The 25,610-nt window shown below is 41.8% G+C and carries 22 protein-coding genes; 14 read left to right on the top strand and 8 right to left on the bottom strand.

Going from position 1 to position 25,610, the window contains the following annotated elements; genetic code table 11:
* Positions 1 to 23 precede the first annotated feature (23 nt).
* The 3 genes from OCU87_RS19520 to OCU87_RS19530 are packed head-to-tail and all read right to left on the bottom strand — an operon-like array spanning position 24 to position 2,364.
* Positions 24 to 518 carry a hypothetical protein gene (locus OCU87_RS19520; protein WP_261859160.1) on the bottom strand — a complete coding sequence of 165 codons (495 nt, stop codon included), beginning with the start codon at positions 516 to 518 and terminating at the stop codon, positions 24 to 26.
* The gene (locus OCU87_RS19525; protein ID WP_261859161.1) at positions 515 to 1,522 is read right to left on the bottom strand and encodes an ABC transporter ATP-binding protein; all 1,008 of its coding nucleotides are present in this window, start codon (positions 1,520 to 1,522) and stop codon (positions 515 to 517) included. Before OCU87_RS19525 ends, OCU87_RS19520 begins: the two co-directional genes overlap by 4 nt.
* On the bottom strand, positions 1,519 to 2,364 hold the full coding sequence (locus OCU87_RS19530) for an ABC transporter ATP-binding protein (protein ID WP_261859162.1): 846 nt from the start codon (positions 2,362 to 2,364) through the stop codon (positions 1,519 to 1,521). The genes OCU87_RS19525 and OCU87_RS19530 overlap by 4 nt, the downstream gene beginning before the upstream one ends.
* Positions 2,365 to 2,662: 298 nt before the next feature.
* Here OCU87_RS19530 and nhaD point away from each other — a divergent pair, with 298 nt between their 5' ends.
* The 6 genes from nhaD to OCU87_RS19560 all read left to right on the top strand — a co-directional run bounded on the left by nhaD (position 2,663) and on the right by OCU87_RS19560 (position 10,756).
* Positions 2,663 to 4,090: a sodium:proton antiporter NhaD gene (gene nhaD, locus OCU87_RS19535; RefSeq protein WP_261859163.1), complete on the top strand. Its 1,428-nt coding sequence runs from the start codon at positions 2,663 to 2,665 to the stop codon at positions 4,088 to 4,090.
* 381 nt (positions 4,091 to 4,471) lie between these two features.
* Positions 4,472 to 6,577 carry a TonB-dependent receptor plug domain-containing protein gene (locus tag OCU87_RS19540; RefSeq protein ID WP_062687923.1) on the top strand — a complete coding sequence of 702 codons (2,106 nt, stop codon included), beginning with the start codon at positions 4,472 to 4,474 and terminating at the stop codon, positions 6,575 to 6,577.
* Positions 6,577 to 7,119, top strand: coding sequence for a YfiR family protein (locus OCU87_RS19545; RefSeq protein WP_062687924.1), 543 nt, complete (start codon positions 6,577 to 6,579; stop codon positions 7,117 to 7,119). Before OCU87_RS19540 ends, OCU87_RS19545 begins: the two co-directional genes overlap by 1 nt.
* Complete coding sequence (locus OCU87_RS19550) at positions 7,119 to 9,146, top strand: diguanylate cyclase domain-containing protein (RefSeq protein WP_261859164.1); 2,028 nt, start codon at positions 7,119 to 7,121, stop codon at positions 9,144 to 9,146. Before OCU87_RS19545 ends, OCU87_RS19550 begins: the two co-directional genes overlap by 1 nt.
* A gap of 153 nt (positions 9,147 to 9,299) precedes the next feature.
* Positions 9,300 to 9,602 (top strand): hypothetical protein, encoded by a 303-nt coding sequence (locus OCU87_RS19555; RefSeq protein WP_062687926.1) that lies wholly within the window; start codon positions 9,300 to 9,302, stop codon positions 9,600 to 9,602.
* A 314-nt stretch (positions 9,603 to 9,916) separates the two neighbouring features.
* A complete protein-coding gene (locus tag OCU87_RS19560; RefSeq protein ID WP_062687949.1) occupies positions 9,917 to 10,756 on the top strand; it encodes a 2OG-Fe(II) oxygenase family protein in 840 nt (279 codons plus the stop codon).
* A 112-nt stretch (positions 10,757 to 10,868) separates the two neighbouring features.
* Here the strand turns inward: OCU87_RS19560 and OCU87_RS19565 are convergent, their stop codons facing one another.
* Complete coding sequence (locus OCU87_RS19565) at positions 10,869 to 11,600, bottom strand: TetR/AcrR family transcriptional regulator (protein ID WP_315972495.1); 732 nt, start codon at positions 11,598 to 11,600, stop codon at positions 10,869 to 10,871.
* Positions 11,601 to 11,756: 156 nt separating this feature from the next.
* On the opposite strand from OCU87_RS19565, the gene OCU87_RS19570 reads away from it, so the two are divergent.
* The 4 genes from OCU87_RS19570 to OCU87_RS19585 are packed head-to-tail and all read left to right on the top strand — an operon-like array spanning position 11,757 to position 17,257.
* Entirely contained in the window at positions 11,757 to 12,839 is a 1,083-nt protein-coding gene (locus tag OCU87_RS19570; protein ID WP_261859165.1) for an efflux RND transporter periplasmic adaptor subunit, read from the top strand.
* Between the two features lies 1 nt (position 12,840).
* Entirely contained in the window at positions 12,841 to 13,920 is a 1,080-nt protein-coding gene (locus tag OCU87_RS19575) for an efflux RND transporter periplasmic adaptor subunit (protein ID WP_261859166.1), read from the top strand.
* Between the two features lie 47 nt (positions 13,921 to 13,967).
* Entirely contained in the window at positions 13,968 to 14,183 is a 216-nt protein-coding gene (locus tag OCU87_RS19580; RefSeq protein WP_062687927.1) for a hypothetical protein, read from the top strand.
* Entirely contained in the window at positions 14,180 to 17,257 is a 3,078-nt protein-coding gene (locus tag OCU87_RS19585) for an efflux RND transporter permease subunit (protein ID WP_261859167.1), read from the top strand. Before OCU87_RS19580 ends, OCU87_RS19585 begins: the two co-directional genes overlap by 4 nt.
* A gap of 176 nt (positions 17,258 to 17,433) precedes the next feature.
* Here OCU87_RS19585 and OCU87_RS19590 read toward each other — a convergent pair whose 3' ends face one another.
* The 4 genes from OCU87_RS19590 to msrP all read right to left on the bottom strand — a co-directional run bounded on the left by OCU87_RS19590 (position 17,434) and on the right by msrP (position 21,507).
* Entirely contained in the window at positions 17,434 to 18,840 is a 1,407-nt protein-coding gene (locus OCU87_RS19590) for an amidohydrolase (RefSeq protein WP_261859168.1), read from the bottom strand.
* 187 nt (positions 18,841 to 19,027) lie between these two features.
* Positions 19,028 to 19,660, bottom strand: a complete 633-nt coding sequence (locus OCU87_RS19595) for a hypothetical protein (RefSeq protein WP_261859169.1) — start codon at positions 19,658 to 19,660, stop codon at positions 19,028 to 19,030.
* A gap of 198 nt (positions 19,661 to 19,858) precedes the next feature.
* The gene (gene msrQ / locus OCU87_RS19600; RefSeq protein ID WP_261859170.1) at positions 19,859 to 20,488 is read right to left on the bottom strand and encodes a protein-methionine-sulfoxide reductase heme-binding subunit MsrQ; all 630 of its coding nucleotides are present in this window, start codon (positions 20,486 to 20,488) and stop codon (positions 19,859 to 19,861) included.
* The gene (gene msrP, locus OCU87_RS19605; protein WP_261859171.1) at positions 20,488 to 21,507 is read right to left on the bottom strand and encodes a protein-methionine-sulfoxide reductase catalytic subunit MsrP; all 1,020 of its coding nucleotides are present in this window, start codon (positions 21,505 to 21,507) and stop codon (positions 20,488 to 20,490) included. Before msrP ends, msrQ begins: the two co-directional genes overlap by 1 nt.
* Positions 21,508 to 21,768: 261 nt before the next feature.
* Here msrP and OCU87_RS19610 point away from each other — a divergent pair, with 261 nt between their 5' ends.
* The 4 genes from OCU87_RS19610 to OCU87_RS19625 all read left to right on the top strand — a co-directional run bounded on the left by OCU87_RS19610 (position 21,769) and on the right by OCU87_RS19625 (position 25,499).
* Entirely contained in the window at positions 21,769 to 22,194 is a 426-nt protein-coding gene (locus tag OCU87_RS19610) for a MarR family winged helix-turn-helix transcriptional regulator (protein ID WP_261859172.1), read from the top strand.
* A 49-nt stretch (positions 22,195 to 22,243) separates the two neighbouring features.
* Positions 22,244 to 23,650 carry an MATE family efflux transporter gene (locus OCU87_RS19615; protein ID WP_315972496.1) on the top strand — a complete coding sequence of 469 codons (1,407 nt, stop codon included), beginning with the start codon at positions 22,244 to 22,246 and terminating at the stop codon, positions 23,648 to 23,650.
* Between the two features lie 89 nt (positions 23,651 to 23,739).
* Positions 23,740 to 24,231 (top strand): hypothetical protein, encoded by a 492-nt coding sequence (locus tag OCU87_RS19620; RefSeq protein ID WP_261859173.1) that lies wholly within the window; start codon positions 23,740 to 23,742, stop codon positions 24,229 to 24,231.
* Between the two features lie 143 nt (positions 24,232 to 24,374).
* Complete coding sequence (locus OCU87_RS19625; protein WP_062687933.1) at positions 24,375 to 25,499, top strand: acyl-CoA desaturase; 1,125 nt, start codon at positions 24,375 to 24,377, stop codon at positions 25,497 to 25,499.
* Positions 25,500 to 25,610: the final 111 nt, after the last annotated feature.

A 25,610-nucleotide genomic window follows, 5' to 3' on the forward strand; every position in this document is an offset into this window, starting at 1 on the left:
CCATCTGCTAGCCGAAATAACCGTTATAAAGAGGCGTGGTTACCTTGCTTATCGGAGGGTTCATAGGAAAGATTCAGGTTGTTTTGACCTTCCATGAAAGTCACATGAAGATTAATCAATTGTGTGCTTTCATCCAACCATTGTTGACTGTTCTGTTGCTGGCAAAATTCCATCATGGCAATAATCATTCGATCTAACTTCTTAAGGCACCAACGCTTTAAGTCTGGTTCTAGTGCTTGATCGCAAATCATGCATTGCAGTTTGGCGTACCCAAACTGCATATAGCTAAAGGCCTTTTCGATATTAGGTAAATCTTGATAGTAAAAACTTAATCGCTGACAGGCATCTAGCCAGTAAGCCAGTGCTTCGTTGTGAACTTCACAGCTAACATCAGTAAAAATGATATCGGGAGCGTGGTTAAGTGCATCGATTAATGTTTGGATATCACGTTGCTGAGGTGGAGGCGGTGTTTGGTACCATACCTTGATATTGTCTAGCCATATGTGGAGTTCTGTCATGCAACTTGCTCCTTGTCTGCGGGGGCAGAAGTCGGTATTTGCTCAGCATTCCAATTGGCCACATAATGGTTATCAGCAACTTTTTGGAATCCCTCTACTGACTTCAAGCTTAGCTGACGAATTTTATCGGCACTCACTGAATAGTCTGATTCAGATTCAAGTAATTGATGAAACGGTAAATCTGGATCTGGCACGGCAGAGATTAATAAGCGCGTGTAAGGGTGTTGAGGATTACGTAAAATACTTCGGGTATCTCCCCATTCTACAATACGGCCACGATACATGACGGCCGTTTCTTCGGCAACATAGTGAGCAGTAGCAAGATCATGAGTTATATATAAAAAGCCGATCCCCATTTTATCTTTCATTTCTTTCATTAAGTTAAGCACACCTAAACGAATAGAAACATCAAGCATGGATGTTGGTTCATCAGCCAAGATAACTTCAGCACCAACCGCAATAGCTCGCGCTAAGTTGATACGTTGACGTTGGCCACCGCTGAGTTGATGAGGATACTTTTCTAAATCTGAATACGGTAACTCCACTAAATCGAGTAGTTCTTTTAATCGTTGATCCACTTCACTTTGGTTTGACACTTGGTTGTGGATCATCAGTGGGCGAGTCAGGTGGTGTTTGATGGTATGTGTTGGGTTTAATGATCCAAATGGGTCTTGGAATATCATTTGAACTTTACCACGATAATCTAAAATATCTTTTCGTGAGTGTAAGGATTTAATATTTTTCCCCTTGAAAAGAATTTCACCATCAGTGACATCATGCACTTTGGTAATAAGACGAGCACAGGTGCTTTTACCGCACCCAGATTCACCGACAAGGGCTAACGTTCGGCCCTTGTATAAATTAAAGCTAATATTATCAAGTGCACGAAAGATATCTGAGCTGCCAAAGCCCCCCCCAGCAATAAACTCTTTAGTGATATTTTTGACTTCAATTATTGGCTGTTCGTTGTGATTTGATGTGTTATTCGCTGTTACCTGACTCATGCACTTGCCTCCTGAGATACGTTAATAGGGTTAGCGGATTCTTCATGAATGTTAGGGAAAGAGGCCCAAAGCTTTTGAGTATATGGATGCTGTGGATTATTGCGGATTTCTTTTGAAGTGTTCACTTCCACAATTTCACCATGGCGCATAACGGCAATACGATTACAAAGTTGGCTCATGAGCGCGAGGTCGTGGGTGATGAAGAGTACCGAGAAATCAAACTCATTTCTGAGTTGGTATATCTGTTGCAAAATTTCACGCTGGACAACGACATCGAGCGCCGTTGTTGGTTCGTCCATGATGATTAATTTAGGGTTTAAGCATAAGGCGATAGCGATAACTAAACGTTGACGCATACCACCACTAAATTGGTGGGGATATTCAGACAAACGTTCTCGCGGGATATTGACAAGATCGAGTAACTTTTGTGCGCGCTCTTTTGCTTGAGCATTGGTATAACCGAGGTGGTGACGCATAACATCGGCAAATTGTTCTTGAACGGGGATCACGGGGTTTAACGAGTTCATGGCACTTTGGAAAACCATTGCTATTTCTTTCCAGCGAACAACCCCCATTTCGGCTTCTGTGAGTGAAAGCAGGTCTCGCCCTTGGAAACTAACAGAACCGTTAGTTATTAATGCTGGTGGCTTATGTAAGCGATTAATAGCGAAAGCGATGGTGCTTTTTCCACAGCCAGATTCACCCGCTAAGCCGAATATTTCACTTTTCCCGACATCAAAGCTCACTTTTTTAACGGCTTGAAAATCGCCATTGTCAGTGACATAAGTCACTTCTAGATCTCGTACTTTAACAAGTGGGTTAGGGTGGAAAGCTTGTTCCATGTCTTTCTCCTGATAATTCTCAATACAAAATAACATTGACTGAAAACTATTCTCATTATCAGTTAATGTAAAGCATGATTTTGTAATCAGTGATTCAGCTAGCAAAGTTTTTTTGGCTGTTACATTACAAATTTGTTGTGTGAATGTTACTAACTTTCCTGCGTTACGATATTGTTCACAGTAGTTTTTTGTTTAGTCATCTATAGTTTGAACACTCTGATTAGAATCATCTTTTTGTTTTTAAATAACGGATAACAAGGTTGTTATCTTAAGAAATGCTTAGGGAGCTATACGTATTATGAATATTCGGCAACTTTCACTTGCTGTGGGGCTTTTATTATTTGCCCCTCTGACCTTGGCAAGTGGAACCGTAATTGACCTCACGCACTCCAACATTGGTTATGCATCGTTAGTGATTTTTGCCATAGCTTATTGCTTAGTAATGGGGGAAGAGTACCTACAACTGAGGAAGTCAAAGCCGGTACTTTTGGCTGCTGGTCTTATCTGGATGATGATCGGCTATGTGTTTCAGCAGAACGGTCAAACTGACATTGCTAAACAAGCGTTGGAGCATAACTTACTCGAATATGCAGAATTACTTCTGTTTCTACTCGTGGCGATGACATATATCAGTGCAATGGAAGAGCGTCGTTTGTTTGATGCGCTACAGGCATGGATGGTCAGTAAAGGCTTTAACTATCGCACTTTGTTTTGGTTAACAGGCATACTCTCTTTTTTCATCTCACCTATTGCTGATAACCTAACAACAGCACTTTTAATGTGTGCTGTTGTAATGAAAGTTGGTGGTAGTAACACTAAATTCATTAACATTGCCTGCGTTAATATTGTGGTTGCTGCCAATGCTGGTGGGGCATTCAGTCCATTCGGTGATATTACAACCTTAATGGTATGGCAGGCGGGACATGCATCGTTTAATGAATTCCTCTTGTTATTCATACCTTCCGTTGCTAATTACCTTATTCCCGCTGTTATTATGTCGTTTTTTGTACCTAAAACGCAGCCAGATACGATTTGTGAACATGTAGAGCTTAAACGTGGGGCAATGCGCATTGTGTTCCTCTTCTTGCTAACTATTGCAACAGCGGTTGCTTTCCACGGTTTCTTCCATTTTCCTCCTGTAATGGGAATGATGATGGGATTGGCTTATCTGCAGTTTTTTGGTTATTTTTTACGAAAAACACTGCCAGGCTCGTTGGCAAAGAAAAGGGCTATTGCAGAAGCGAACCATGATGAAGAGGCACTAAGGCGTATTGGTTCTGTGGTTCCATTTGATGTTTTTCGTCGTGTTTCTCATGCCGAGTGGGACACGTTGTTATTCTTCTACGGCGTCGTTATGTGTGTTGGTGGTTTAAGCTTAATTGGTTACTTGGGCGTGGTATCAGAGGTGCTATATACCCAATGGGACCCGATAGTGGCTAACAGCTTAGTCGGCGTACTATCAGCTATAGTGGATAATATTCCAGTTATGTTTGCAGTCTTAACGATGAACCCAGAAATGACCTTGGGAAACTGGTTGCTAGTCACATTAACTGCGGGTGTAGGCGGCAGTTTATTGTCGGTTGGCTCTGCTGCTGGGGTGGCATTAATGGGGGCTGCGCACGGTAAATATACATTCTTTGGGCATTTGAAGTGGATGCCTGTCATCTCTCTTGGTTATATTGCAAGTATATTTATGCATTTATTATTAAATTCTAATGCGTTTTAATTAATTAGAAATAAGCACCTAAATTGTAAATTTGGGTGCTTATTATTTCATCAAATAAGCCAGGTGCGCTTTTATTCAACTATTATTCCTTTTTCGTATTTAGTCTGAGTGTGACACTTATATTACTGATTATATTTTAACCGCCAAATGTAAGTTGACGTATAAGTGTGGTTTTAAAGACTGAAATACCCACCACGTTAAACCTCTTTTAAGTTAGTGACTTATGTCTATATTTACGTTTAAGGTATATATATTGGCTAAAATGACATCGTTATGTCTGGCTACTGAGTCTTGAACATTGTTACAATAACCAAATAAGAAAACTATTATAAACGCTGCAAATAATTAATAAGAAAAAGCAGTCATGAACAAGAAGCCACTGTGAAAAATATTTCAAATATAACCCAAGCTATCATCGTTAAAAAATTAGTTCATTTTCTACTACTACCAACAAGTTACATTATTTCAATTTCTTCAGTTAATGCATCGCAGGAGCTTGAAGCATTGATGGATATGTCTTTGGCAGACTTGTCTCGTGCATCAGTAACATTAACGTCAGTAGCAAAAAAAGAACAATCGCTCAATAAAGTACCAGCTGCAGTTCATGTTATTACGGCAGAGCAAATTCGGCGCTCTGGTGCGAGAACGATCCCTGAAGCCTTATCGTTAGTTCCCGGTGTCCATGTTGCACGTCTTTCAGATAATAATTGGGCCGTTGCTATTCGTGGTGCCAATGAGATCCTCTTTAATAAATTATTAGTGTCTATCGACGGGCGAAGTATTTTTAACCCAATTACATCTGGTGTGATTTGGGAAAATATTCAGATGATGATGGCGGATATCGATCGTATTGAGGTTTTACTGGGCCCTGCTGGCACAATGTGGGGAGGTAATGCCGTCAATGGTGTCGTTAATATTATCAGCAAGAGTGCCGATGAGACCCAAGGGTTATATGCAGAGGGAACTATTGGTGATAAAGGTCATGAAGAAGTAAATGTTCGTTTAGGCAGTACAATAAATAATCAAACCGACGCGCGCCTTTCGGTTAGTGGTGTTCGCTCTGGTTATGCTGTGGGTGAAGAAGGCACTTTTCGTAATTATAATGTAAACATGCGAGTTGACCATTCTACGTATGGTAGTGAACTCACAGTGCAGCTTGGCGGTTATAATACGGATATACATACTGAGACTGAGACGGTTCATTTTGTGAGTATTGATTTACCACCCAATGAATATGATGAGTATAGCCGCGGTATTTCCGGTATGTTGAATTATGATACTGAAATAAAAACAGGCGTATTAACAGTTAATGTGTGGGCTGATAGCCATACGATAAATTACGAGTATTTCAAAGGGAGCTACCGTAACTGGGATGCTGATGTGTACTATCGTCTGCCCGTTTTAGATGCCAGTGAGTTGACCATGGGTGGTGGCGGACGCACCACACAAACAGAAGTCCTCCCTATATTAGGATTACAGCCTTCTGATTATAGAAAGGGGACAAGAACGCAGCTGTATAAAGACCAAGCATCAAAATACGATAGCTATAATGTCTATTCTCAACTAGAAACGGCTGTTACCGATCAACTAACGACTTATTTTGGCGTTAAAGTTGAGTACTTTGGTTTAGTCGATCGTTATGAAGTACTTCCTCAAGCGCGTCTGTCTTACGACTATTCACCCCGTCATCAATTTTGGACCGGCCTAGGCCGCGCTGTCGTGACACCTTCTATTATAGACACGGCATCCACAATGGTTGATTTCTCGGTTGAGCAAATCACTCAAAATTCTTACCAAGAAATATCGTCGATTGTACGTGGCAATGAAAATTTAAAAACAGAAGCGGTAACGACGTTAGATATTGGGCATCGATACTTTTTATCGAATGCATTTAGCACTAGTACTACATTGTTTTTTAGTCAATATAAAAATATCCGAGGTGTAGGTCTCGATACGTCAATGCCAACAGGGGAGCCCCAAGTAGAGCTAGCTCCTTGGGAGTCTGAGCCATTAACTATGTACCAGTACATTGATGATATAGAAGCCAAAACGTGGGGGACTGAATTTGCTGTTTTTTGGCAACCTACGTTTAACTTTAAAGTGAATGTGAATTATGCCTACCATCAAGTATTGACGGCATGTAATAACAGCGATGTTTGTATCGATCCATCGATGTCTGAACTGATGGAGCCACAGCCTAATCATATTGCAAGTGCGCAAACCATGTGGGATGTGACTGATAGTTTGCAATTCGACATGATGTATAAATATATTCAGGGTAAAAATACCAACAATGCAAACATGGGTTGGGATACGATCTCAACACTAGATGCACGTTTAGCGTGGCAGAAAAAGCAGGATTGGCCAAGGCTCGAGCTAATGGTTGATGGTATTTTGAATAACCAACCATACTATGAGTCTAATCGTAACACCGCATATAAGATTGAGCGTCAAGTTTATCTAAAAGCTGTTTGGATGATGCAGTAATGAAGCGAGTGCTGTTTAGTGTTTTTACCTTGTTAATGTGTATGACTGCGAATGCTGGCATCACATTTTCGGCAGATAAGGTAAAAGCGGTCTACTTGGTTCGCTTTGCCAACTTTATTCATTGGCCCCAAGAAGAGAGCTTCTCGCAGATAAATTACTGTGTAATGGGTGAGAGTAAAGTAACGTATACGTTGAAGGCGCTTCTCGTCGAGCATCAAGTTAGGAATATTTCTGTTGTTTATCGCCAAATCGAAAATGTACAAAGTTTAAGCCAATGTCAGTTGGTATATTTTACACCGGAAGCATACAGTCACCTCAATAATGATAGAGGCAGTACGATATCACTTGATAGAGTGGGACTTGTGACGGTCAGCGATCAGTACGCATTTGCAAAGACGGAAGGAATGGTTGAGTTTCGTGAGAAATCAGGGCGAATAGTCCCAGTGATCAACATTGATAATGCGGCAAAAAATAGAATCACCATTCGCTCTCAGTTATTACGTATTTCGAAGCTCATCTCAGAACCTCAGGGAGATGAATAATGCGAAATAAATTTAGAAATCTTTCGATTCGAAGAAAGATGACGCTACCTGTTAGTTTTATTTTAGTCTTAATGTTTTGTGCCTTCAGCTTGTTTAGCGTTTTTTCAATCATTAATACAGAGCAAGATAACTTGCTAGCACGCTCAGTTATTTTAGGCAAAGGCGTAGCGATAAACTTAAAAGCGGCATTACTGTTTGATGATCAGCGAAGTGGTGACGAAATTTTATCGGCTTTTCAGGCTGATAATATGGTTAATTTTGTTGATGTAACGAAAGTGGATGGTAGTGTTTTTGCGAGTTACCGTTCTTTTGATGAACAGAATGAATGTCCCCATATTGAGGATAACTTTTTGTTACTGGGCAAAACACACATCGATCACTCTTTTTCCTCTAATTTCCTCTACGTCTCAATTCCCGTGACGGTAGCTGAAATGAATGTCGCGACAATGGAGATCTGTACTTCTTTAGATGAATTACATCAAGCCAAAAATGACATGCTGAAGTTTTGTTTACTCTTACTTGTACCTGTATTTTTTCTTCGTTACTTCTTACTGAAACAATTACAAGTATGGGTGATTAATCCTGTTGAAAGTTTGAGTTTCGCTATGCAAAGCCTGACTAAAATTAGGCTTCTTAAACAACGGCCTGTTGCTCACGGTGATGATGAAATTGGCAGTTTGGTCAAATGTTTTAATGAGATGTTAGATAATTTAGATGAGCGAGATAAGCAAATATCAGCATCTATTGAGCAAGTAGCTAGCGAAAAATCTTTTGCTGATGATGTCATTTCGACAGTGCAACATGCTTTATTGGTGCTTGATAATCAAGGTCGTATTCTTCTTGCGAACAGTGCATGTGATGGTGTTTTTGGTTGTGTTGTAGGTGATATTCGCGGCTTAACATTACGTACTATTTTGACTGAACGATTTTGGGTGTTACATGACGAAACACTGAAAAAGATATTGGAGACTGATTGTGAGTCTTTTGATGAAATTATTAAAGCGCTTGATTTACAAGGTTCCCCACGCTATTACAGCGTAAAGGCTCGTGCATTAGTAGAAAGAAATCAAGTTCTTATTGCTATTGAGGATGTAACTCAAAAATATTTAGCAGAGAAACAACAGCGTTTGGCAGCCCGTATCTTCGAGCAGAGCCGTGAAGGTATTATTGTCATTGATTATGAGGGCTGCATCCTTATGGTTAACTCGGCATTGTCGTCCATCATGGGGTATGAGGCTGACGAATTGATGGGGGCGCATATTAATGACTTCCTCGAAATTAAATATATCTATCAGATCCATCAAACTATTGAAGGCGCTGGCGGACGCTGGCGCGGTGAAATTTCAGAAAAACATAAAAATGGAACAATGATCCCGCTGGAGGTTAGAGCTAATGTTATCAATGGCAGCAAGGATGAAAGCGCACAAATCGTGATGTCGATAACAGATCTTAGCCATAAAAAAGAATTAGAACAGCTTGAATACCTTGCCCATCATGATGCTTTAACTGGACTGGCGAACCGAAAACGCTTATTTGATGTATTAGAACAAAAGATGCAGGGCTATTTGGAGAACCAGATAAAGTTTGCGGTCTTGTATATAGACTTAGATGGCTTTAAACCTGTGAATGATACCTATGGCCATCACATTGGTGATGAAGTATTGAAACGTGTTGCGCGACGTATGGAAGGCAGCGTACGTGAAAGCGACTTTGTTGCCCGTTTAGCTGGGGACGAATTTGTGGTTTTAGTTGATTCCGTTCAGTCACCGGAAGGTGGCATGCTCGCTGCTGAACAGGTCTTTGCCGCAATTAATGCGCCAATGAGCATTGAAGGTAATGCGCTGGAGATAGGTGCAAGCATTGGCTTTAGCGTGGTGCATGGTGAGGGACAGGTGTCGATTGAAGAAGTACTTCAAAATGCAGATGCGGCAATGTACCGAGCTAAAGAAAATAACCAGCATGGTATTGTTTGTTCAAAGCTATGTGAGTGTAAAGATGATAACGGTGCAGCTCTGCCCGAAATTTAGAGACCTTATAAAAGGCTAAGACGGCTCTTTATGGTTGATCATATGCAATTGGTGTGAATTTTAATTTAAACAAGCCATGTTTGACTACACTATGTATTGCAAGCATGGCTGGACTGTTTAAATCACAATGGTATCAACTAGGGAGGCGCCATCATGTTAGCTGAAAGTAAGCAGGTCATTTTAACCGGTGACAAAACGCAATGTGCCGATATTAGAATCATACCCACAGGGATAATAGAAGTGGATATTCCCAGTGAAGAAAGACACTATGAAGCTGATTTTGCGCAATTGTATTTTTATACTCATACACAGAAAACTGAGTTGGTGTGTCGTTCAGAGCAAAAAAATGACGTTGTACAGTGGAAATTAGAGATTGCGAACGATGATGCGCGGGAGTTATTAAGCATGATTGAACGCGCAGAAGATGAATTTGAGCAGCTCATGCGTAGTTTATGAGGTTTAACTGTTCAAAAATAATGCGTATATGCCCGTTATGAAACCCTGTCGATGCAGGGTTTTTTTGTATCTGCACAGTGCAAATTCGTTTTAGTGAACAATGGTCTCCGGTTGGTACACAATGGCAAGCAAACGATTAGGCAAGCGATTGCTTGTTTCCTACTGTAAACAGAGTGTTTCTATTGTTTTGTCGGGTTAGCCCTTGTGACATGGACGTTATACTCATAAAATTCAGCTCATAACAATGATATTGCTCAATGACTTCCGCTGTATTTGCGGTGGAAGCAATTATAATCAGCCAAAAGAAGCCTCAAATGAAACTAGAAGCCGTTGACTATACTGCCGATAATGCTGAACAACTGTTTGTTGAATCCCTACGTAATACTGGTTTTGGCGTACTTAAAAACCACCCAATTCAGCAAGAGTTAGTAAATTCAATTTACGAAAATTGGTATACGTTTTTTAATAATGAAAACAAAACCGATTTTACTTTTAACGTAGAGACACAAGACGGCCTATTCCCAACGGATGTGTCTGAAACGGCGAAAGGGCACGCAAAGAAAGATATCAAAGAGTTTTTCCACTACTACCCATGGGGTCAATGCCCTGAAGCATTACGTGCTGAAATTCAAAACTACTATGAACAGGCAAATGCTTTAGCTGCAGAGTTACTATCGTGGGTTGAAAAACATGCACCGGATACAGTTTCTAGTACGTTTAGCCAGCCGTTATCCAGCATGATCGAAGACAGTGAACAAACATTACTTCGCATATTGCATTATCCGCCATTGCAAGGTGACGAAGAGCTTGGTGCAATTCGTGCGGGAGCGCATGAAGACATTAATTTACTCACTGTGCTTCCAGCTGCTAATGAACCTGGCTTACAAGTATTATCAAAAGAGGGTGATTGGTTAGATGTGCCTTGCGATTTTGGTAATCTGATTATCAACATTGGTGATATGTTACAAGAAGCATCAGATGGTTATTTCCCATCGACAACGCATCGAGTGGTTAATCCTGAAGGTTCAGATAAAACCAAGTCACGTATCTCATTGCCTTTATTCTTGCATCCTAAACCAGAAGTTGTGCTTTCAGAACGTCATACTGCAGGTTCATACCTGACTGAGCGTTTGAAAGAGCTAGGCGTTATTTAAGTTTGGCCTAGAACCCCCATTCGGGGGTAACAGAGACAAAAACGGCAGTACTGACTATTTATAATGAGTTAGTACTGCCGTTTTTATTGAATATTATGATGCAAAATACAGTTTATTCTGTGTTTTCGCAGCTCCACTCACACGGCAATTCAATCAGAATATCTTCTAATTTCTCGGGGTGTAGCATTTCTTCAGCTTTGATGTTTAAGCGCATCGCCATGTTGCGATTAAATAACTCCCAGTGATTAAGTAAACACTGGGAATAGCTGGCAGCATCATGCTTCCATGTTTCAATCAAAAAGGGCTTTAGGTTTACAGCTCCGCTGGCAAATATCAACATCTGCCATTTCATTTCCCACACGTTAATTGATGATTCAGGGAAATCTTTATGGAAAGTGTTCACAAGTTGGCTCACGAAATCTTCAAGTTCACCGTTGCTATCGAAGAAGTAATCCATCAGCTCATCACCTTGTCGGACCCCATCAGTAATGAGTTGGATTGGTTGTTGATGAACAAGTTGTTGCGCTAACAGCATAGTGATAAAGCGGTACAAGATGATATTGCTCGGCAAATCTGCAGGTATGCTTTCTTGCAGCTTATACATGTATGACAGGAAGTAGACGTGTAAGCAGTCGCTAATGTTATGCCAAATCTTTTCTTTACTACCGAAGTGGTGACGGATCAGGCTGTGAGATACGCCCGCACGTTCACTAATATTTCGTAGTGAAACGCGCTCATATCCCTGTTCACAAAACATTTTTGCGGCAGTTTTCATAATCAGCAGCTTGGTTTCTTCGGCGGCCTGAGCGCTGCGACGGCCTTGTTTTCTTTCTGTCATCATCATATCTATTTAATTTCCCACATCTTTTTTACCAGAAAATTGTTTGCTAGTCACCCTTGTGCTCACAGAAAATCTTTATTGTCCACCTGTAAAATATACTTGATCTTAAGTTAGATCAACCTATACTGCACGTGTGGACAGCATATATTAAAGAGAGAAATGCACGTGATACAGCATCAGCCTTTTATAACTTCGTTTGCTAAATTAGCCGCTATTACGTTGTTAAGTAGTGTTTTAGTGGGGTGTAATCAGGCAAATTCAGAACCAACAAAAGATGTGATTAAGTCAGTGAAGCTTTTTGAAGTGCCTGTGAATGCAGCACAAGAAAGCAGTGACTTTCCAGGTCTAGCGGAAGCAGAGCAACGTGCTCAATTGTCATTTCAAGTGTCTGGTGAAGTGCAGAGTCTGATGGTTAACGTTGGTCAAAAAGTGGGTAAAGGCCAAGTATTGGCTGTTCTCGACGATAAAGATTATCGCCTTGCGTTCGATGCAAAGTTTGCTGAATACGAATTAGCGAAAAGTCAGTTTGAACGTGCCAAGCAACTTTATGCCAAAAAACTTATCAGCACAGATCAATTTGACCGTAACGAAACGAGTTATAAAACAGCAACAACAAATATAGAACAAGCGAAAACAGATTTAGAAAATACGCTAATTACAGCCCCATTCGATGGTGTTGTTTCCCTTCGTCTTGTTAATCAACATCAGTTTGTTGGCGCTAATCAAACGATATTGAATATTCAAAATGTGGATAGCCTAGATGTCGCTTTTAATCTTCCGGTAACTTTCGTCGAGAAAGCGGGGTTGAAAGCAATAAAAGTCGCGCCAGTTTGGGTGGTGATGGATAACTTTCCAAATATGCCCATTCATGCCGAGCTGAAAGAACTTTCAACTCAACCAGATTTGGACACCAATACTTATAGCGCAAAAGTGACGATTCATCGGCCAGATGATTTAAATGTATTGTCGGGCATGGCTGGGAAGGTTCACTTCGCTAAGCCTAAATCAGTATCAACATTTACTTTACCTGATGGCGCTTGGATCGAAAAACGAGAAAGCACTGGAACGGTTTGGCAATTTAATCCTGCGACTTCGGTTATTGACGCGCTTGAAGTGGATTTGGATGAAAACGGTAGTGTCACAGACGGTTTACCACAAGGTGCTGTCATTGTTATCGCAGGTGCGCAAGACCTGTATTCAGGCCAGCAAGTACGCGAATGGACTCGTGAAGGTGGAATTTAACATGCTGAAGAAAATTTCATTTATTGCTCTGTCTATGCTCTTCTTGCAAGGCTGTCAGGAACCGCCTGTCGTCGCTGAACAAAAAGCATTAGCTGTATCAACATTAACCGTGTCGGAGCCTGTTGAAAGTCAGTACCGTATTTTTAACGGTCAGGTGGAAGCGGCTGAAAATACACCTTTATCATTTCGTGTTGAAGGTGAGCTTAAAAGTGTATTAGTGAATACAGGCCATACCGTCAAAAAAGGTCAGTTACTTGCTGAATTAGATGCAAGTAAATTTGAACAGAAGCAACGTGATGCGAGCGTGCAATACGCTTTAGCATCGAAGCAGTTGGAGCGTGGTCGGGAGCTGTTTTCAAAGAAAATGATTTCGAAGGCGGAGTTTGATGAATTAAACGCAAATCAACGCTTAACGAAAGTGGCATTAGATTCTGCTAATGCGCGTCTTAATTACACCCGCTTAACGGCACCATTTGATGGAATGGTTTCATCAACAACAAAAGAATCATTTGAAGCTGTTTCGCCTGGTGAAGCGGTGCTTAGCCTTTATCAAAACAATAAGGTCTATATCAATATTCCGGTATCAGACAATGTCATTGCCATGATTAATCCAGAGGAAAACAATACTGCTTATCAACCAATGGCGCAATTTGGATCGGATAAACATGCTTTCCCTGTACGCTATTTTAAGCACAACAGTGAGCTAGAACCACAGACGCAGACATACAGAGTGTGGTTTGAAATGTCGCAACAAACCCCCGCTATTTTACCGGGTACCAGTGTTGCACTGCGCGTCAACATGGCAGAGGCGGGGTTAAGTACCTTACAAGGGTATCAACTTCCTATGATTGCTCTGCAAGCTGGTAACCGTAAAGGCCAGTTTTTTGTTTGGAAGCAGCGTGATGGGCTTGCACATAAAGTTGAAGTGGGTGTTGAGCAAGTTAACAATCAAGGTGTTATTGCAAGTAGTGGCGTTGAATTTGGCGATGTATTGATTACTTCAAGCTTACGTAAATTACGTGAAGGTATGCCGACCTCAACCGTTCAACCTCGTACTGCAATCATGGGATCTGCGCAGTGAAAATGGCTGTTTTCAGGCATCCGCGCACATTACTGAGATGGAGCTTTGTGATTCTAGTTACCGTCGTAAGTGTGTGGTTAATTAGTGCGCTGGGACAGTTTCTCGTGTGGCAATTTATTGGTGAACAAGTGCCAGGTATCGAAATTAATGTATCGCCAGATAATGCGATGCAAACGTATCAGAGTTCAGAGCGTTTCGCACTTAGCGATGCATTAAACATAGATCTGAATTTAATATCATTAGCTGTGGAGACAAAACGGTGAGTATTGCCGAGTATTCAATTAAAAATAAAGTGATCAGTTGGCTATTCATCGTCATTCTGTCTGTTGGTGGTGTGACTTCATTTTTAGATTTAGGGCGTTTGGAAGATCCGGCTTTCACACTGAAAGACGCAATGATTATTGCCACTTATCCGGGGGCAACATCAACGGAAGTGGAAGAGGAACTGACTTACCCCTTAGAAAAAGCAGTTAGACAGCTGCCTTATATTGATAAGGTGACTTCAACGTCGTCTGCTGGTATGAGCCAAATTATGGTCAGCATGGACATGATCTATGGTCCTGACGAACTGCCGCAAATTTGGGATGAAATGCGCCGAAAAGTGAATGATCTTAGGCCAACATTGCCTACAGGCGTTCAATCGGTGCAGATTATCGATGATTTTGGTGATGTATTTGGCGTCATGATCATGATGACGGGCAAAGGCTATTCTTACGTAGAATTAAAGCAGTACGCTGATTATTTAACGCGTGAATTGGAGCTTGTGGACGGTGTTGGCAAGGTGAGCATTACGGGCGATCAACAAGAACAAATCTTTGTTGAAATATCACTTGATCGTATGGCCGCGCTTAACCTAGACATGAATACTATTGGTGGCTTACTTAACCAGCAAAACAGTGTTATCGCGTCGGGCGAGATGATGATCAATGGTCAAACATTGGCGATTCGTCCCAACGGCAATATGAATAGCGTTGAAGAATTAGAAAACCTTGTTATTCATGGGCGTGATACGGGTAATTTGATCCACCTAAAAGATGTGGCGACCATTACGCGCGGTGTCCAGGAAAAGCCAAGTAATGTGGTTACTTACAATGGTGAGCAAGCCATTAACCTTGGTATCTCTTTTTCTGAAGGCGTGAACGTAGTTGAAGTCGGTAAAAAAGTAGACGCACGGTTGTCAGAGCTAGAAAGCTTTAAACCTGCAGGTATTGATCTGAACTACTTTTATAACCAAGCGCAAGAAGTTGATAAGTCAGTGAAAGACTTTCTTATCAGCCTTGGGCAAGCCGTCGCGATTGTGATTGTTGTTTTACTGTTTGCTATGGGGTTGCGCAGTGGTTTGATTATTGGTTTGGTGCTTTTACTAACGGTATTTGGCACATTCATCATGATGAACCTTAATAATATTGAACTGCATCGGATATCGCTTGGAGCATTGATTATAGCTCTCGGTATGTTGGTGGATAACGCGATAGTGGTGGTTGAAGGTATCTTGGTCGGCATGAAAAAAGGCCGAAGCAAAATGCAAGCAGCCACTGATATTGTTAAACAAACCCAGTGGCCTTTACTTGGGGCTACCGTGATTGCCATTACCGCTTTCGCACCAATTGGTTTATCGGCAGATGCGAGTGGTGAATTTATGGGATCGCTGTTCTGGGTTCTGTGTTATTCATTATTTTTAAGCTGGATTACCGCTTTAACATTAACACCATTTTTAGCGGATTTATTGCTTAAAGATGAGCCCGTACGCTCTGAAGGTACAGAGGGAAATCAAGAGGAAGAAGACCCTTATAAAGGCGTATTGTTCATTGTGTTTGCAGCCACATTAAAATTTGCGTTGCGTTTTCGATGGTTGACGATGGCCAGCATGGTTGCTTTATTAGTTGGAGCTGTAATTGGCTTTGGTCATGTGAAGCAGTCGTTCTTTCCACCATCAAACACACCTATGTTCTATGTTGATATGTGGATGCCTGAAGGGACGGATATTCGGGAAACAATTAAGCAGACAGACAGCGTTGAAAGTTACATTCGTAGCCAAGATAACGTTGAGTTTGTAACAACATCTGTTGGACAAGGCATGCAGCGCTTTTCGTTGACCTATCAACCAGAGAAAAGTTATGAAGCCTATGCGCAGCTTCAAGTAAGAACAACCAGTCGTGACAATATGTTCGACTTGTTGAATAAGCTTGATGCGTCACTGTCTACTGAGTTTGATCAACCAACCTTCCAGTTCAAATTGATGGAATTTGGACCTTCACCTGCGTCTAAAATTGAAGCGCGGATAATTGGCCCAGATCCTCAAGTACTACGTGGTATCGCAGTACAAGTAGAAGACATTTTGCTGCAAGACCCTGAATCACGCAATGTACGCCACGATTGGCGTGAACGTACAAAAGAGTTGGTGCCACAGTTCAATGAATCGAAAGCTCGTCGTTTAGGTATTTCAAAAGAAGAACTGTCGAATACGTTACAAATGGCCTATGGCGGTAACACCATAGGTGTTGTGCGCGATGGTACGCACATGCTGCCTGTTATCGCACGTCTGCCCGAAGTTGAACGTGTTGATTACGACACCTTGAAAAACTTGAAGTTATGGAGCCCTGTACAGCAATCTTATGTGCCTATAGAGCAAGTGATCGATAACGTTGATTTAGCATGGTCAGAGCCACTTATTCAGCGAAGAGACCGTAAGCGTACCTTAACTGTTTTAGCTGATCACAATGTACTAGGTGATGATACTGCCGCTACGTTATTTGCACGTGTTCAGCCAAAAGTTGATGCCTTAGTACTCCCTGTGGGTTACAGCATTCAGTGGGGAGGGGAATATGAATCATCGAAAGATGCGCAAGAAGGTATGATGGGCTCTATGCCAATGGGCTACTTGCTGATGTTTATTATTACGATGTTGCTATTCAACTCTTTTAAGAAGCCGCTCGTGATTTGGGCGACAGTGCCATTATCTATTATTGGTGTGTCTATTGGCTTACTCGCCACGAATACACCGTTTAGTTTTACGGCATTGCTGGGTTTACTGAGTCTGAGCGGGATGATTTTGAAGAACGGTATCGTGTTATTGGATCAAATTAACCTTGAATTAGATCAAGGTAAAGAACCGTACAACGCCATTTTGGATAGTGCTATTAGCCGTGTACGCCCTGTGAGTATGGCGGCAATAACAACGGTGCTTGGGATGATCCCATTGGTATTTGATGCATTCTTTGATTCACTGGCCATTACCATAATGGCAGGCCTTGGGTTTGCAACCGTACTAACACTAATTGTTGTCCCTGTGATCTTTTCGTTGCTCTTTAATGTGAAGACACCAGAAAAGGCATAGTGAGAAGTCAGATTACAGCAGAAGTCGAAGCTTACGTTTTTTTTAAAATAAATAGTTAGCATAAAAGAGGCCGCATATAGATGCGGCCTTTTTATTTTAGGACGAGACAACGAGACAGGGCTAAACAGTGTTGGATTAAATTTACTGCCTAGTTGCGAGTGAATATAACTCAGCAGTTACTGAACTTTTTCACCGTTGGCAATAACAGTTTTACGGACTTTGTCTGCAAAGGCTTGTGCTTCAATACGCACTTCGTTCTCATCAATCGTTGTCATTGAACGATCTTGCATTAAGATTTTGCCATCTACAATGGTATGTTTAACATTCATCGCGTAAGCAGAATAAACCAATGCAGAGTATGGGTTGTACATTGGCACCATGTTTGGCGCTTTGGTATCAATAATAATGATATCAGCCAGTTTACCGTCTTCAAGTGAGCCAATAGTGTCTTCCATATGAAGCGCACGTGCTGCGCCAATGGTCGCCATTTCGATAACTTGTTGCGGTGGCATTGCTGCGCGGTCGTGGTTAATCAACTTGTGCACTTTTGCCACTTGGTTGAATTCATCGATAGTACTTAAAGTGTTTCCAGACATTGGGCCATCAGTGCCTAGACCAACACGAATGTCTTTTTCTAGCATTTTGATGACAGGTGCGACACCTTTAGCTGACTTGATGTTAGCACTCATGTTATGTGCAACACCGACATCGTGTTTCTTCAACAGATCTAAATCACTGTCGGATGCATTAATCACATGCGCGCCGACTAATTTGTGCGTTAGGGCGCCAATATCGGCCATGTACTCAATCGGGGTTTTTCCGTTACTGCGTTTGGCGATAACTTCATTTTCACGATCTGATTCTGCAAGGTGAATCATTACAGGTACATCGTGTTCAAGGGATAGTTTAGTGATCTTTTGTAGAACTTCTGTGGTGTTGGTGTACGGTGCATGCGGTGCAAATGCAGGGGTAATACGAGGGTGATCTTTGTATTCTTCAATAAAGTTTACCGCGTATTTGATACCTTCTTCTGCGTTTGCTGCATCGGCTACAGGGAATTTGATCACTGATTCACCGAGTACTGCGCGCATGCCAATTTCATCAACAGTTTTCGCAACTTCATCTTCAAAATAGTACATGTCAGCATAGGTGGTGACACCACCTTTTAGCATTTCAATGTTACCAAGGCGTGCGCCAATACGTACCATTTCACGAGAGACTAATTCTTTTTCTAAAGGGAAAATATAGCGGTGTAGGCGATCTGGCACATCATCGGCTAACGATCGAAAAACCGTCATTGAAACGTGTGTATGGGTGTTGATTAACCCCGGCATCACGATGTCACCATCGGCATTGATCGTACGTTTGGCTTGGTATTCTTTAATATCGCTGCCGTCTGTCACTGCGACAATCTTATTGTCTTTAATCGCAACTAAACCATTATCAAAAATTTGTCGCTCTTGGTTCATTGTCAGAACCGTTGCATTTTGAATTAGAAGATCAACATTTTCAGCGGCGAAAGTTGACGTACTTGCCAGCGAAGCCGCTGCAAAAGAAAGAGCTAATAGTGTTTTCTTGAACATGATGAATACCACAGTCACGGATGATGCGCAGATGATACTGACATCTAAAAGCTTGCAAATCAGTTATTAATAATTTGCGTACTATATGTGATGTAGCTCTAGTTTTGATGGCGTCAGGGGGATTTGTTTGGTGAATTTAGCAGCATTTTTTGCATGGCGAAACGTTTGCGTCTCGTATTTACCGCGGTTAAGAGGCATTTATACGAAAATGGCCTGTTAGCACAATATACTTATGGAGTATGGCGTGGCCATTGGTGCGATGGAGCGGGTGGTGTACTTGTAGATGAGCATCATCCACCGCATAGCTTGCTTGTAAGGTGCTTTTCAGACTTGTAGAACTGTCTAATAAACGAATGCCATCTTGAACATAGTTATCTAGCGCCGTAGGAAGCTGTCCTAACCACCAAGCTGGAATTTCTTTACTTGCTTTACTGCGATCAAACCAATGATCAGCAACAACCAATAAATGATTTTCTTGGTCTGGGTTTTGTTGCTCAAGCACGCCGTCTATCGCCGTTAATAGGGCTTGGCGACGGGCTAAATTGGCACTTAACAAACGATGTGCGACGATCCAAATGATAAATGAATGTGTTTGTAACTTAAAAATAGGCTGAGGCAGGTTATTGGTGTCTTCAATCTGACTGAGTTCTGCAGCGATATCAGAGTTTGACAAGGTCGTCATAATACGGCGGCAAAGGGCTTTACCTAAATGGTTTTCGCGCATACCACGGTTATGCACCGTCGGGTAATGCTGTTCGCATAATTGTTGGCAGTCAGCTTGAAACTGCTGGATACTGACAGTAAGTAGATCACTGACCAAGGTGGAACCTCGAAAACAACATGAAAGACAAAGTGTTAACTGAAAATACAGCTAAGATCTGATTATCCTAGCAGAAAATTCCACGATGTCTTACAAGAATTGTCTAGAGAGCGACTTTTTGCTGGTTTCCGCATCAAGAAGCGTGAAGCTATCCCCATTAGCACTATTATTATGGCGGATCTATATGCTTCTTGTTTATTAGTTTGTCGCCACTTTCTTTCGTGTCGATGCCTGTGGCAACCAACGCTTGAATGTTTTCCATCTAAGCGCCAGTAGCAAAATCGAAATACCTATATAGATAGCGGGTTCGATAATGCCCGACTTAACTGACCAATAATAATGAATGGGGCTGAGTACCAATGTTATATACACAGTGTTGTGCAGTGTTTGCCATCGTTTCCCCAGTTGTCTTTGTAAGTATTGATTCGATGTCAGCGTGAGTAAGAACAAAATAACCCAACTGATAGCGCCTATAGCAAGGTACGGACGGCTGACAATTTCACTGCCGATTAAACCCCAATCAAAACCAAGATCAAGTGTGATATAGCCAAGTAAATGAAGGCCAGCCCAAAAGAAGCTGTATAAGCCAATAACGCGTCGCACTTTCATTATTGCTGCTTGCTTGAAGTGCTTAGCGACAGGTGAAACTAGCATGGTAATTATGAGGGTATTAAGGGCTGCTTTACCCGTAAAGTGGCTGAGTCCTTGGACGGGGTCGGCCCCCAATCCTTCGGTGATGACTAACCATATCAATAACCCGACAAAGCTGAGCGAGACGGTGTGGATAGCTACCTTGAGGTAAAAAATATGATTGGGGGTTAATCGCATTAGTAGTTTTTCCTTAAATCCATGCCTTTGTACAAACTTGCCACTTCTTCTTGGTAACCATTAAACATGGTCGTGGGTTGTCTGCGGCTACTGAATAAACTGCCTTCACCAATGAAACGTTCACTTGCTTGGCTCCAACGTGGATGATCAACTTGAGGGTTAACATTGGCGTAGAAACCATATTCGCTTGCGGCCAATCGATTCCATGTTGTAGGTGGCTGTTTGTCTGTTAAGTGTATTTTGACGATGGATTTGATGCTTTTGAAACCATATTTCCAAGGCACAACAAGGCGGAGTGGAGCACCGTTTTGAGGTGCTAGATTTTTGCCATATAAACCAACGGCAACCAAGGTTAATGGGTTCATCGCTTCGTCTAAACGTAACCCTTCTACATAAGGGAAATCAATGCCTCCTCCTAGACGGCGAGAGGCCTGTCCTGGCATTTGTTTTGGATCGTATAAAGTTTCGAAGGCGACATACTTAGCGTCACTTTTAGGTGAAGCTAGCTTGATCAGATCAGCGAGTGGGAAACCAATCCATGGGACGTTCATCGACCAAGCTTCTACGCAGCGTAGGCGATAAATACGCTCTTCTAATGTGAATTTTTTAAATAAATCATCATAGTCCAATGTGATAGGCGAATTAACTAGACCGTCAACCTCGACTTTCCATGGGTCGGTAATGAAATTACTCGCTAATTCAGCAGGTGAAGCTTTATCTGTGCCAAATTCGTAGAAGTTGTTGTACTTCAACACTTTATCTTCTGGTGTTAAAGACAGTGGTGTTTGATATTGCTGAGGTTTAGTGGCATTGAGTATTACGCGTTTATCTGGTGCGGGTGAAGAGGCCTTTTTATCGGAAAAAATATCAAAGATCCCAGCCTGCACTTGGTTGGCGACGGGTAAAGTAGCTAGCGTAATCCCGAGCTTTTTGAGGATGTCACGGCGTTGCTTGTATACGGTCTCTGGGGTGACGTCGTTTTCACTGATGGCCCATCGAGGCTTATTGATTAATTTCATCCCTGTCTCACTACAAATATTTAAAAGTTAGGAGTATTGACCTTACTAATCGCATTTTTCTTTCACTATTTTTGATTTTTAATGTGATTAAAACGACTTAGTGAGTAATAAAGATCACTCATCATCCAATAAGGAGAGGGTGCGAAGGTTAAATTGCAGGTATGAAAGGTGACAGGATCGCGTTAAAACTTTGACCAATAAATAATAGTTAGTTAGACTAACTAACTATTATTTGGCGATGATTTGATTGGAAGAGACGTCATGCAGCTAAAAACATCGTTAGAGCATATTGAACGCTATAGCGCCAAGTTATGGCGGTTACATTGCAAAGAAAACAAAAATGAGATTTCACTAAGCTTCAATGAATACGATTATCTCAAAGTTATCCAATACGCAGATGAACCGATGCGCTTGACGGATATAGCAACCAAATTAGAAGTGAGTAAACCATCGGCAAGTGCCATGATCGTTCGTCTTGAAAAGCGTGGTTTGATAGCCCGTTTAGCGTGCCCCGACGATGCACGAGTAAACCATATTGTGCTAACAGATATAGCCAAGGTTGAACTCGACCACGATGATGCTATTTACGCAAATTTCTCTGATGAAATAGCAGGAGCATTATCACCACAAGAATATCAACAACTTGAGTCGCTACTCGCGAAGTTGTTTACCAAGCTGACGGTATAACGTCAATTTTACCTGCATTTTCACATGAAAATGAACGAGATTTGTTAGTATGCAAGATATGCAACAGATGGTTAAACCGACTGAGTCTATTACGCGTCAGTTCTGGCGTTATACATTACCAACCATAGCCGCGATGCTGGTAAATGGCTTGTATCAAGTGGTCGATGGTATTTTCATCGGCAGATATGTTGGTGCGCAAGGGCTGGCAGCTATTAACGTCGCATGGCCTATTATTGGCACCGTGCTGGGTGTTGGCCTAATGATAGGTGTGGGGACTGGCGCCTTATGTTCGGTGAGCAAAGGCGAAGGTGATCATGAAAAAGCACAGCGCATTATGTCAACGGGCTTTATCTTTTTGTTGATTGCCAGTATTGCTGCTTCATTAACTTTATTTACCTTTGGACATGATCTACTTGTTCTGCAAGGTGCAACCGGTCAAGTGCTTGAACTGGGCCATCAATATATATCAGTGTTAGCGTTTGCTGTGATCTTTGCTTTTGGCTCAATTGCAGTGCCATTTTTGCTTCGTAACGATGGTCGCCCTAATTTTGCGACTGGACTTATGGTGCTGGGGGCGGTAGCGAATATAGCACTCGACTATGTACTGATTGCTTGGTTCCAGTGGGAGTTAATGGGGGCGGCGATTGCTACGGCTATCTCTCAGAGCTTAGTGACCTTAATTGGTCTAGGGTACTTTTTTACTGATAAAGCGGATTTGCGCTTAACACGAAAGACACTGTCGTTTTCAATTACTCATTGTCGTGGCATTGCATGGATTGGCTTATCAAGTTTCTTCATGTACGCATACGGTAGCTTCATGGTGGCCCTTCATAACGTCCAGTTCATTAAATACGGTGACGTCACTATGGTGGGGGCCTACGCAATATTAGGTTACATTGTCACGGTTTATTATTTAGTTGCTGAAGGTGTCGCTGGTGGTATGCAACCTTTAGTTAGCTACAATCATGGTGCGGGTAATCAAGCGAATATTCGGAAAGCGTTAAAGCTGGGCATGGTTGTGTCTGTCGTTGTTGGTGTGCTATTTGTTATTGTGGTTAATATTGCACCGCATCAGTTTGCCAGTATTTTCAATAGTGAAGACAGCAAACTGATCGATCATACGGTGCTCGGTTTACGACTGCATTTATTTGCGATGTTCCTTGATGGGTTCTTAGTCGTGACGGCAGCCTATTATCAATCCGTAGGGAAAGGTTCGAAATCCTTATTTGTGACAATTGGTAACATGCTTGTTCAATTGCCATTCTTATTCTTATTGCCGATGTGGTTTGGCGCAGAAGGTGTATGGTTAGCATTACCATTATCCAACATTGCCTTGAGTAGTGTGGTGGCCTTTATGTTGTATCGCGACATTAAGCAGCTTGATGTGCTACATCTTGGGAGGCACCAAGGAATGAGTGCAAAAGGTTCGGAGGCAACAGCCGAGACATTAGCCTAATGGCTGGTATAAAATAGTAAAAAGAGCAGCTTCGGCTGCTCTTTTTGTTGGTATTAGCCCGCTTTTTAATGAGCAACTATATAGGCGATATGATGAAGAGCTTTCATCTAAATCTTGAGTTACAACACATCTACATGGAAGTGAATGCAGAACGCTTTCACTATTTACCTCTTTTTTTTGAATCTTATTACTGTCACCGACATGGGCTAGTTACTAATAACGACAAAACTGACTGGGAAGGTATTTTCAAAGTCGCACCGCGTTCATTAGAAGCGCAAGGTATCACTGAGCGAAAGCGCTTAGTTCGAGAATGGTTTTTGCCGTCATCGGTATTCATCGGTCTATTGAAGGCAATGGTACGTGACGATCGGTTATCACTAGCGGCCTTACAAACTGAACTGGAACAAAAGCTGTTTTATGTGGTGATTACCCGTGAAGAGCAAGCCAAGCTTAAGCAACAAGGTGGTTTGAAAGCTATGCCAGCTTCTTACTATCAGGTTGATCATCGAGATTATTCCAACCCACTTGCACGATTTCATGATGCGGGCATTTATCTCAGTGATGAATGTATGTTTTCGTAATTAAATAGGATGAACTGCACCTCAGTTAACATTGTTTGCGTTCTGTTTACACTTGTTAACATAAAACGTAAATAGTCATTGACCTACAAATTGTCGGTGATTATTCTAGCGTACACTTGTTCGCTGAGTTGAGAGTTATACAGATGGAAACGAATAAACCGCCAGTGATTTGGCTAAACGTAGCAATTTTTAGCTTAACGTTAGGCATTGCTGTGATTGGCACACCGTTATATGCGTATTACGTTGGGTTTGATTGGGCACAATGCCTGATGTTGCTGCTTGCATTTAGTTATTGTGGCTTGTCGATTACTGCGGGTTACCACCGTTTGTGGTCACATAAAGCGTATGAAGCGAATCGCTTCTTAAAGGTTATTTTTGCTATTGGCGGTGCTTTTGCGCTGCAAAACAGCATTCTGCATTGGTCTTCAGATCATCGTGTTCATCATCGCCATGTTGATAATAATGACAAAGATCCCTATTCGGCGAAACGTGGCTTTTTTTACAGCCATATTGGCTGGATGTTGCGTGAATATCAGGCTTCACGCTATACCGATTACTCCAATTGCCGCGACTTACAAAAAGATAATATTGTCATGTGGCAGCACCGTAACTACGCATGGCTGGCACTAGTAACTAACTTTGGTATCCCATTGTTGTTTGGCCTTATTCATGGTGATGTCTTTGGGGCCTTATTATTGGTTGGTGTTGTACGCTTAGTATTGAGTCATCACACGACATTCTTCATTAACTCGTTAGCGCACATTTGGGGCTCTCAGCCTTATACCGATAAAAACACCGCACGAGATAACGGATTCCTGGCATTCTTGACCTTTGGTGAGGGGTATCATAACTATCACCATATTTTTGAAAATGATTACCGAAATGGCATTCGCTGGTGGCAGTTTGATCCGACAAAATGGCTAATCAAAGGTTGTTCCTTGTTGGGGATGGCTAAGAACTTACGTACATGCCCAGATGATCGTATTGAGAAAGCACGTGCGACGATGTTACTTAAAACATTACAGACAAAACTCGCGGATGCACCAAATAATCAAGCCCGTCTTGAGCGATTAGAAGAAGAATATGAAGCTTTGATGCTGAAAATTTCGGATTACTACAGTGCCCAGAAGCGCATGTTAGAACTGAGAAAGGCCCGCCTAGTCAAACATTACGAAAACTTCGAATTTGTTCAGCAGTATGAACAAATGAAATCTCGATTAGAAGCACAGCGTAAAGAGTGGAAATTGTTAACTGCACAATATGCATAGTGTGCACTTTCGTGATGGATAGGCTCAGCGTGTAAGAGAGGGTGGCTTCGGCCACCTTTTTTATTGTCTGCATAAAAGCCACATTGGTTTAAACGTGTAGTTTGATCTGTT

This window comes from Photobacterium sanguinicancri, assembly GCF_024346675.1.
GTDB lineage: Bacteria > Pseudomonadota > Gammaproteobacteria > Enterobacterales > Vibrionaceae > Photobacterium > Photobacterium sanguinicancri.

Bases quoted from the DNA above. Each gene is read 5' to 3' on its own strand.
- OCU87_RS19520 (WP_261859160.1), bottom strand. From the start codon at position 518: ATGACAGAACTCCACATATGGCTAGACAATATCAAGGTATGGTACCAA.
- OCU87_RS19525 (WP_261859161.1), bottom strand. From the start codon at position 1,522: ATGAGTCAGGTAACAGCGAATAACACATCAAATCACAACGAACAGCCA.
- OCU87_RS19530 (WP_261859162.1), bottom strand. From the start codon at position 2,364: ATGGAACAAGCTTTCCACCCTAACCCACTTGTTAAAGTACGAGATCTA.
- nhaD (WP_261859163.1), top strand. From the start codon at position 2,663: ATGAATATTCGGCAACTTTCACTTGCTGTGGGGCTTTTATTATTTGCC.
- OCU87_RS19545 (WP_062687924.1), top strand. From the start codon at position 6,577: ATGAAGCGAGTGCTGTTTAGTGTTTTTACCTTGTTAATGTGTATGACT.
- OCU87_RS19550 (WP_261859164.1), top strand. From the start codon at position 7,119: ATGCGAAATAAATTTAGAAATCTTTCGATTCGAAGAAAGATGACGCTA.
- OCU87_RS19555 (WP_062687926.1), top strand. From the start codon at position 9,300: ATGTTAGCTGAAAGTAAGCAGGTCATTTTAACCGGTGACAAAACGCAA.
- OCU87_RS19560 (WP_062687949.1), top strand. From the start codon at position 9,917: ATGAAACTAGAAGCCGTTGACTATACTGCCGATAATGCTGAACAACTG.
- OCU87_RS19565 (WP_315972495.1), bottom strand. From the start codon at position 11,600: ATGATGATGACAGAAAGAAAACAAGGCCGTCGCAGCGCTCAGGCCGCC.
- OCU87_RS19570 (WP_261859165.1), top strand. From the start codon at position 11,757: ATGCACGTGATACAGCATCAGCCTTTTATAACTTCGTTTGCTAAATTA.
- OCU87_RS19575 (WP_261859166.1), top strand. From the start codon at position 12,841: ATGCTGAAGAAAATTTCATTTATTGCTCTGTCTATGCTCTTCTTGCAA.
- OCU87_RS19590 (WP_261859168.1), bottom strand. From the start codon at position 18,840: ATGTTCAAGAAAACACTATTAGCTCTTTCTTTTGCAGCGGCTTCGCTG.
- msrQ (WP_261859170.1), bottom strand. From the start codon at position 20,488: ATGCGATTAACCCCCAATCATATTTTTTACCTCAAGGTAGCTATCCAC.
- msrP (WP_261859171.1), bottom strand. From the start codon at position 21,507: ATGAAATTAATCAATAAGCCTCGATGGGCCATCAGTGAAAACGACGTC.
- OCU87_RS19610 (WP_261859172.1), top strand. From the start codon at position 21,769: ATGCAGCTAAAAACATCGTTAGAGCATATTGAACGCTATAGCGCCAAG.
- OCU87_RS19615 (WP_315972496.1), top strand. From the start codon at position 22,244: ATGCAAGATATGCAACAGATGGTTAAACCGACTGAGTCTATTACGCGT.
- OCU87_RS19620 (WP_261859173.1), top strand. From the start codon at position 23,740: ATGATGAAGAGCTTTCATCTAAATCTTGAGTTACAACACATCTACATG.
- OCU87_RS19625 (WP_062687933.1), top strand. From the start codon at position 24,375: ATGGAAACGAATAAACCGCCAGTGATTTGGCTAAACGTAGCAATTTTT.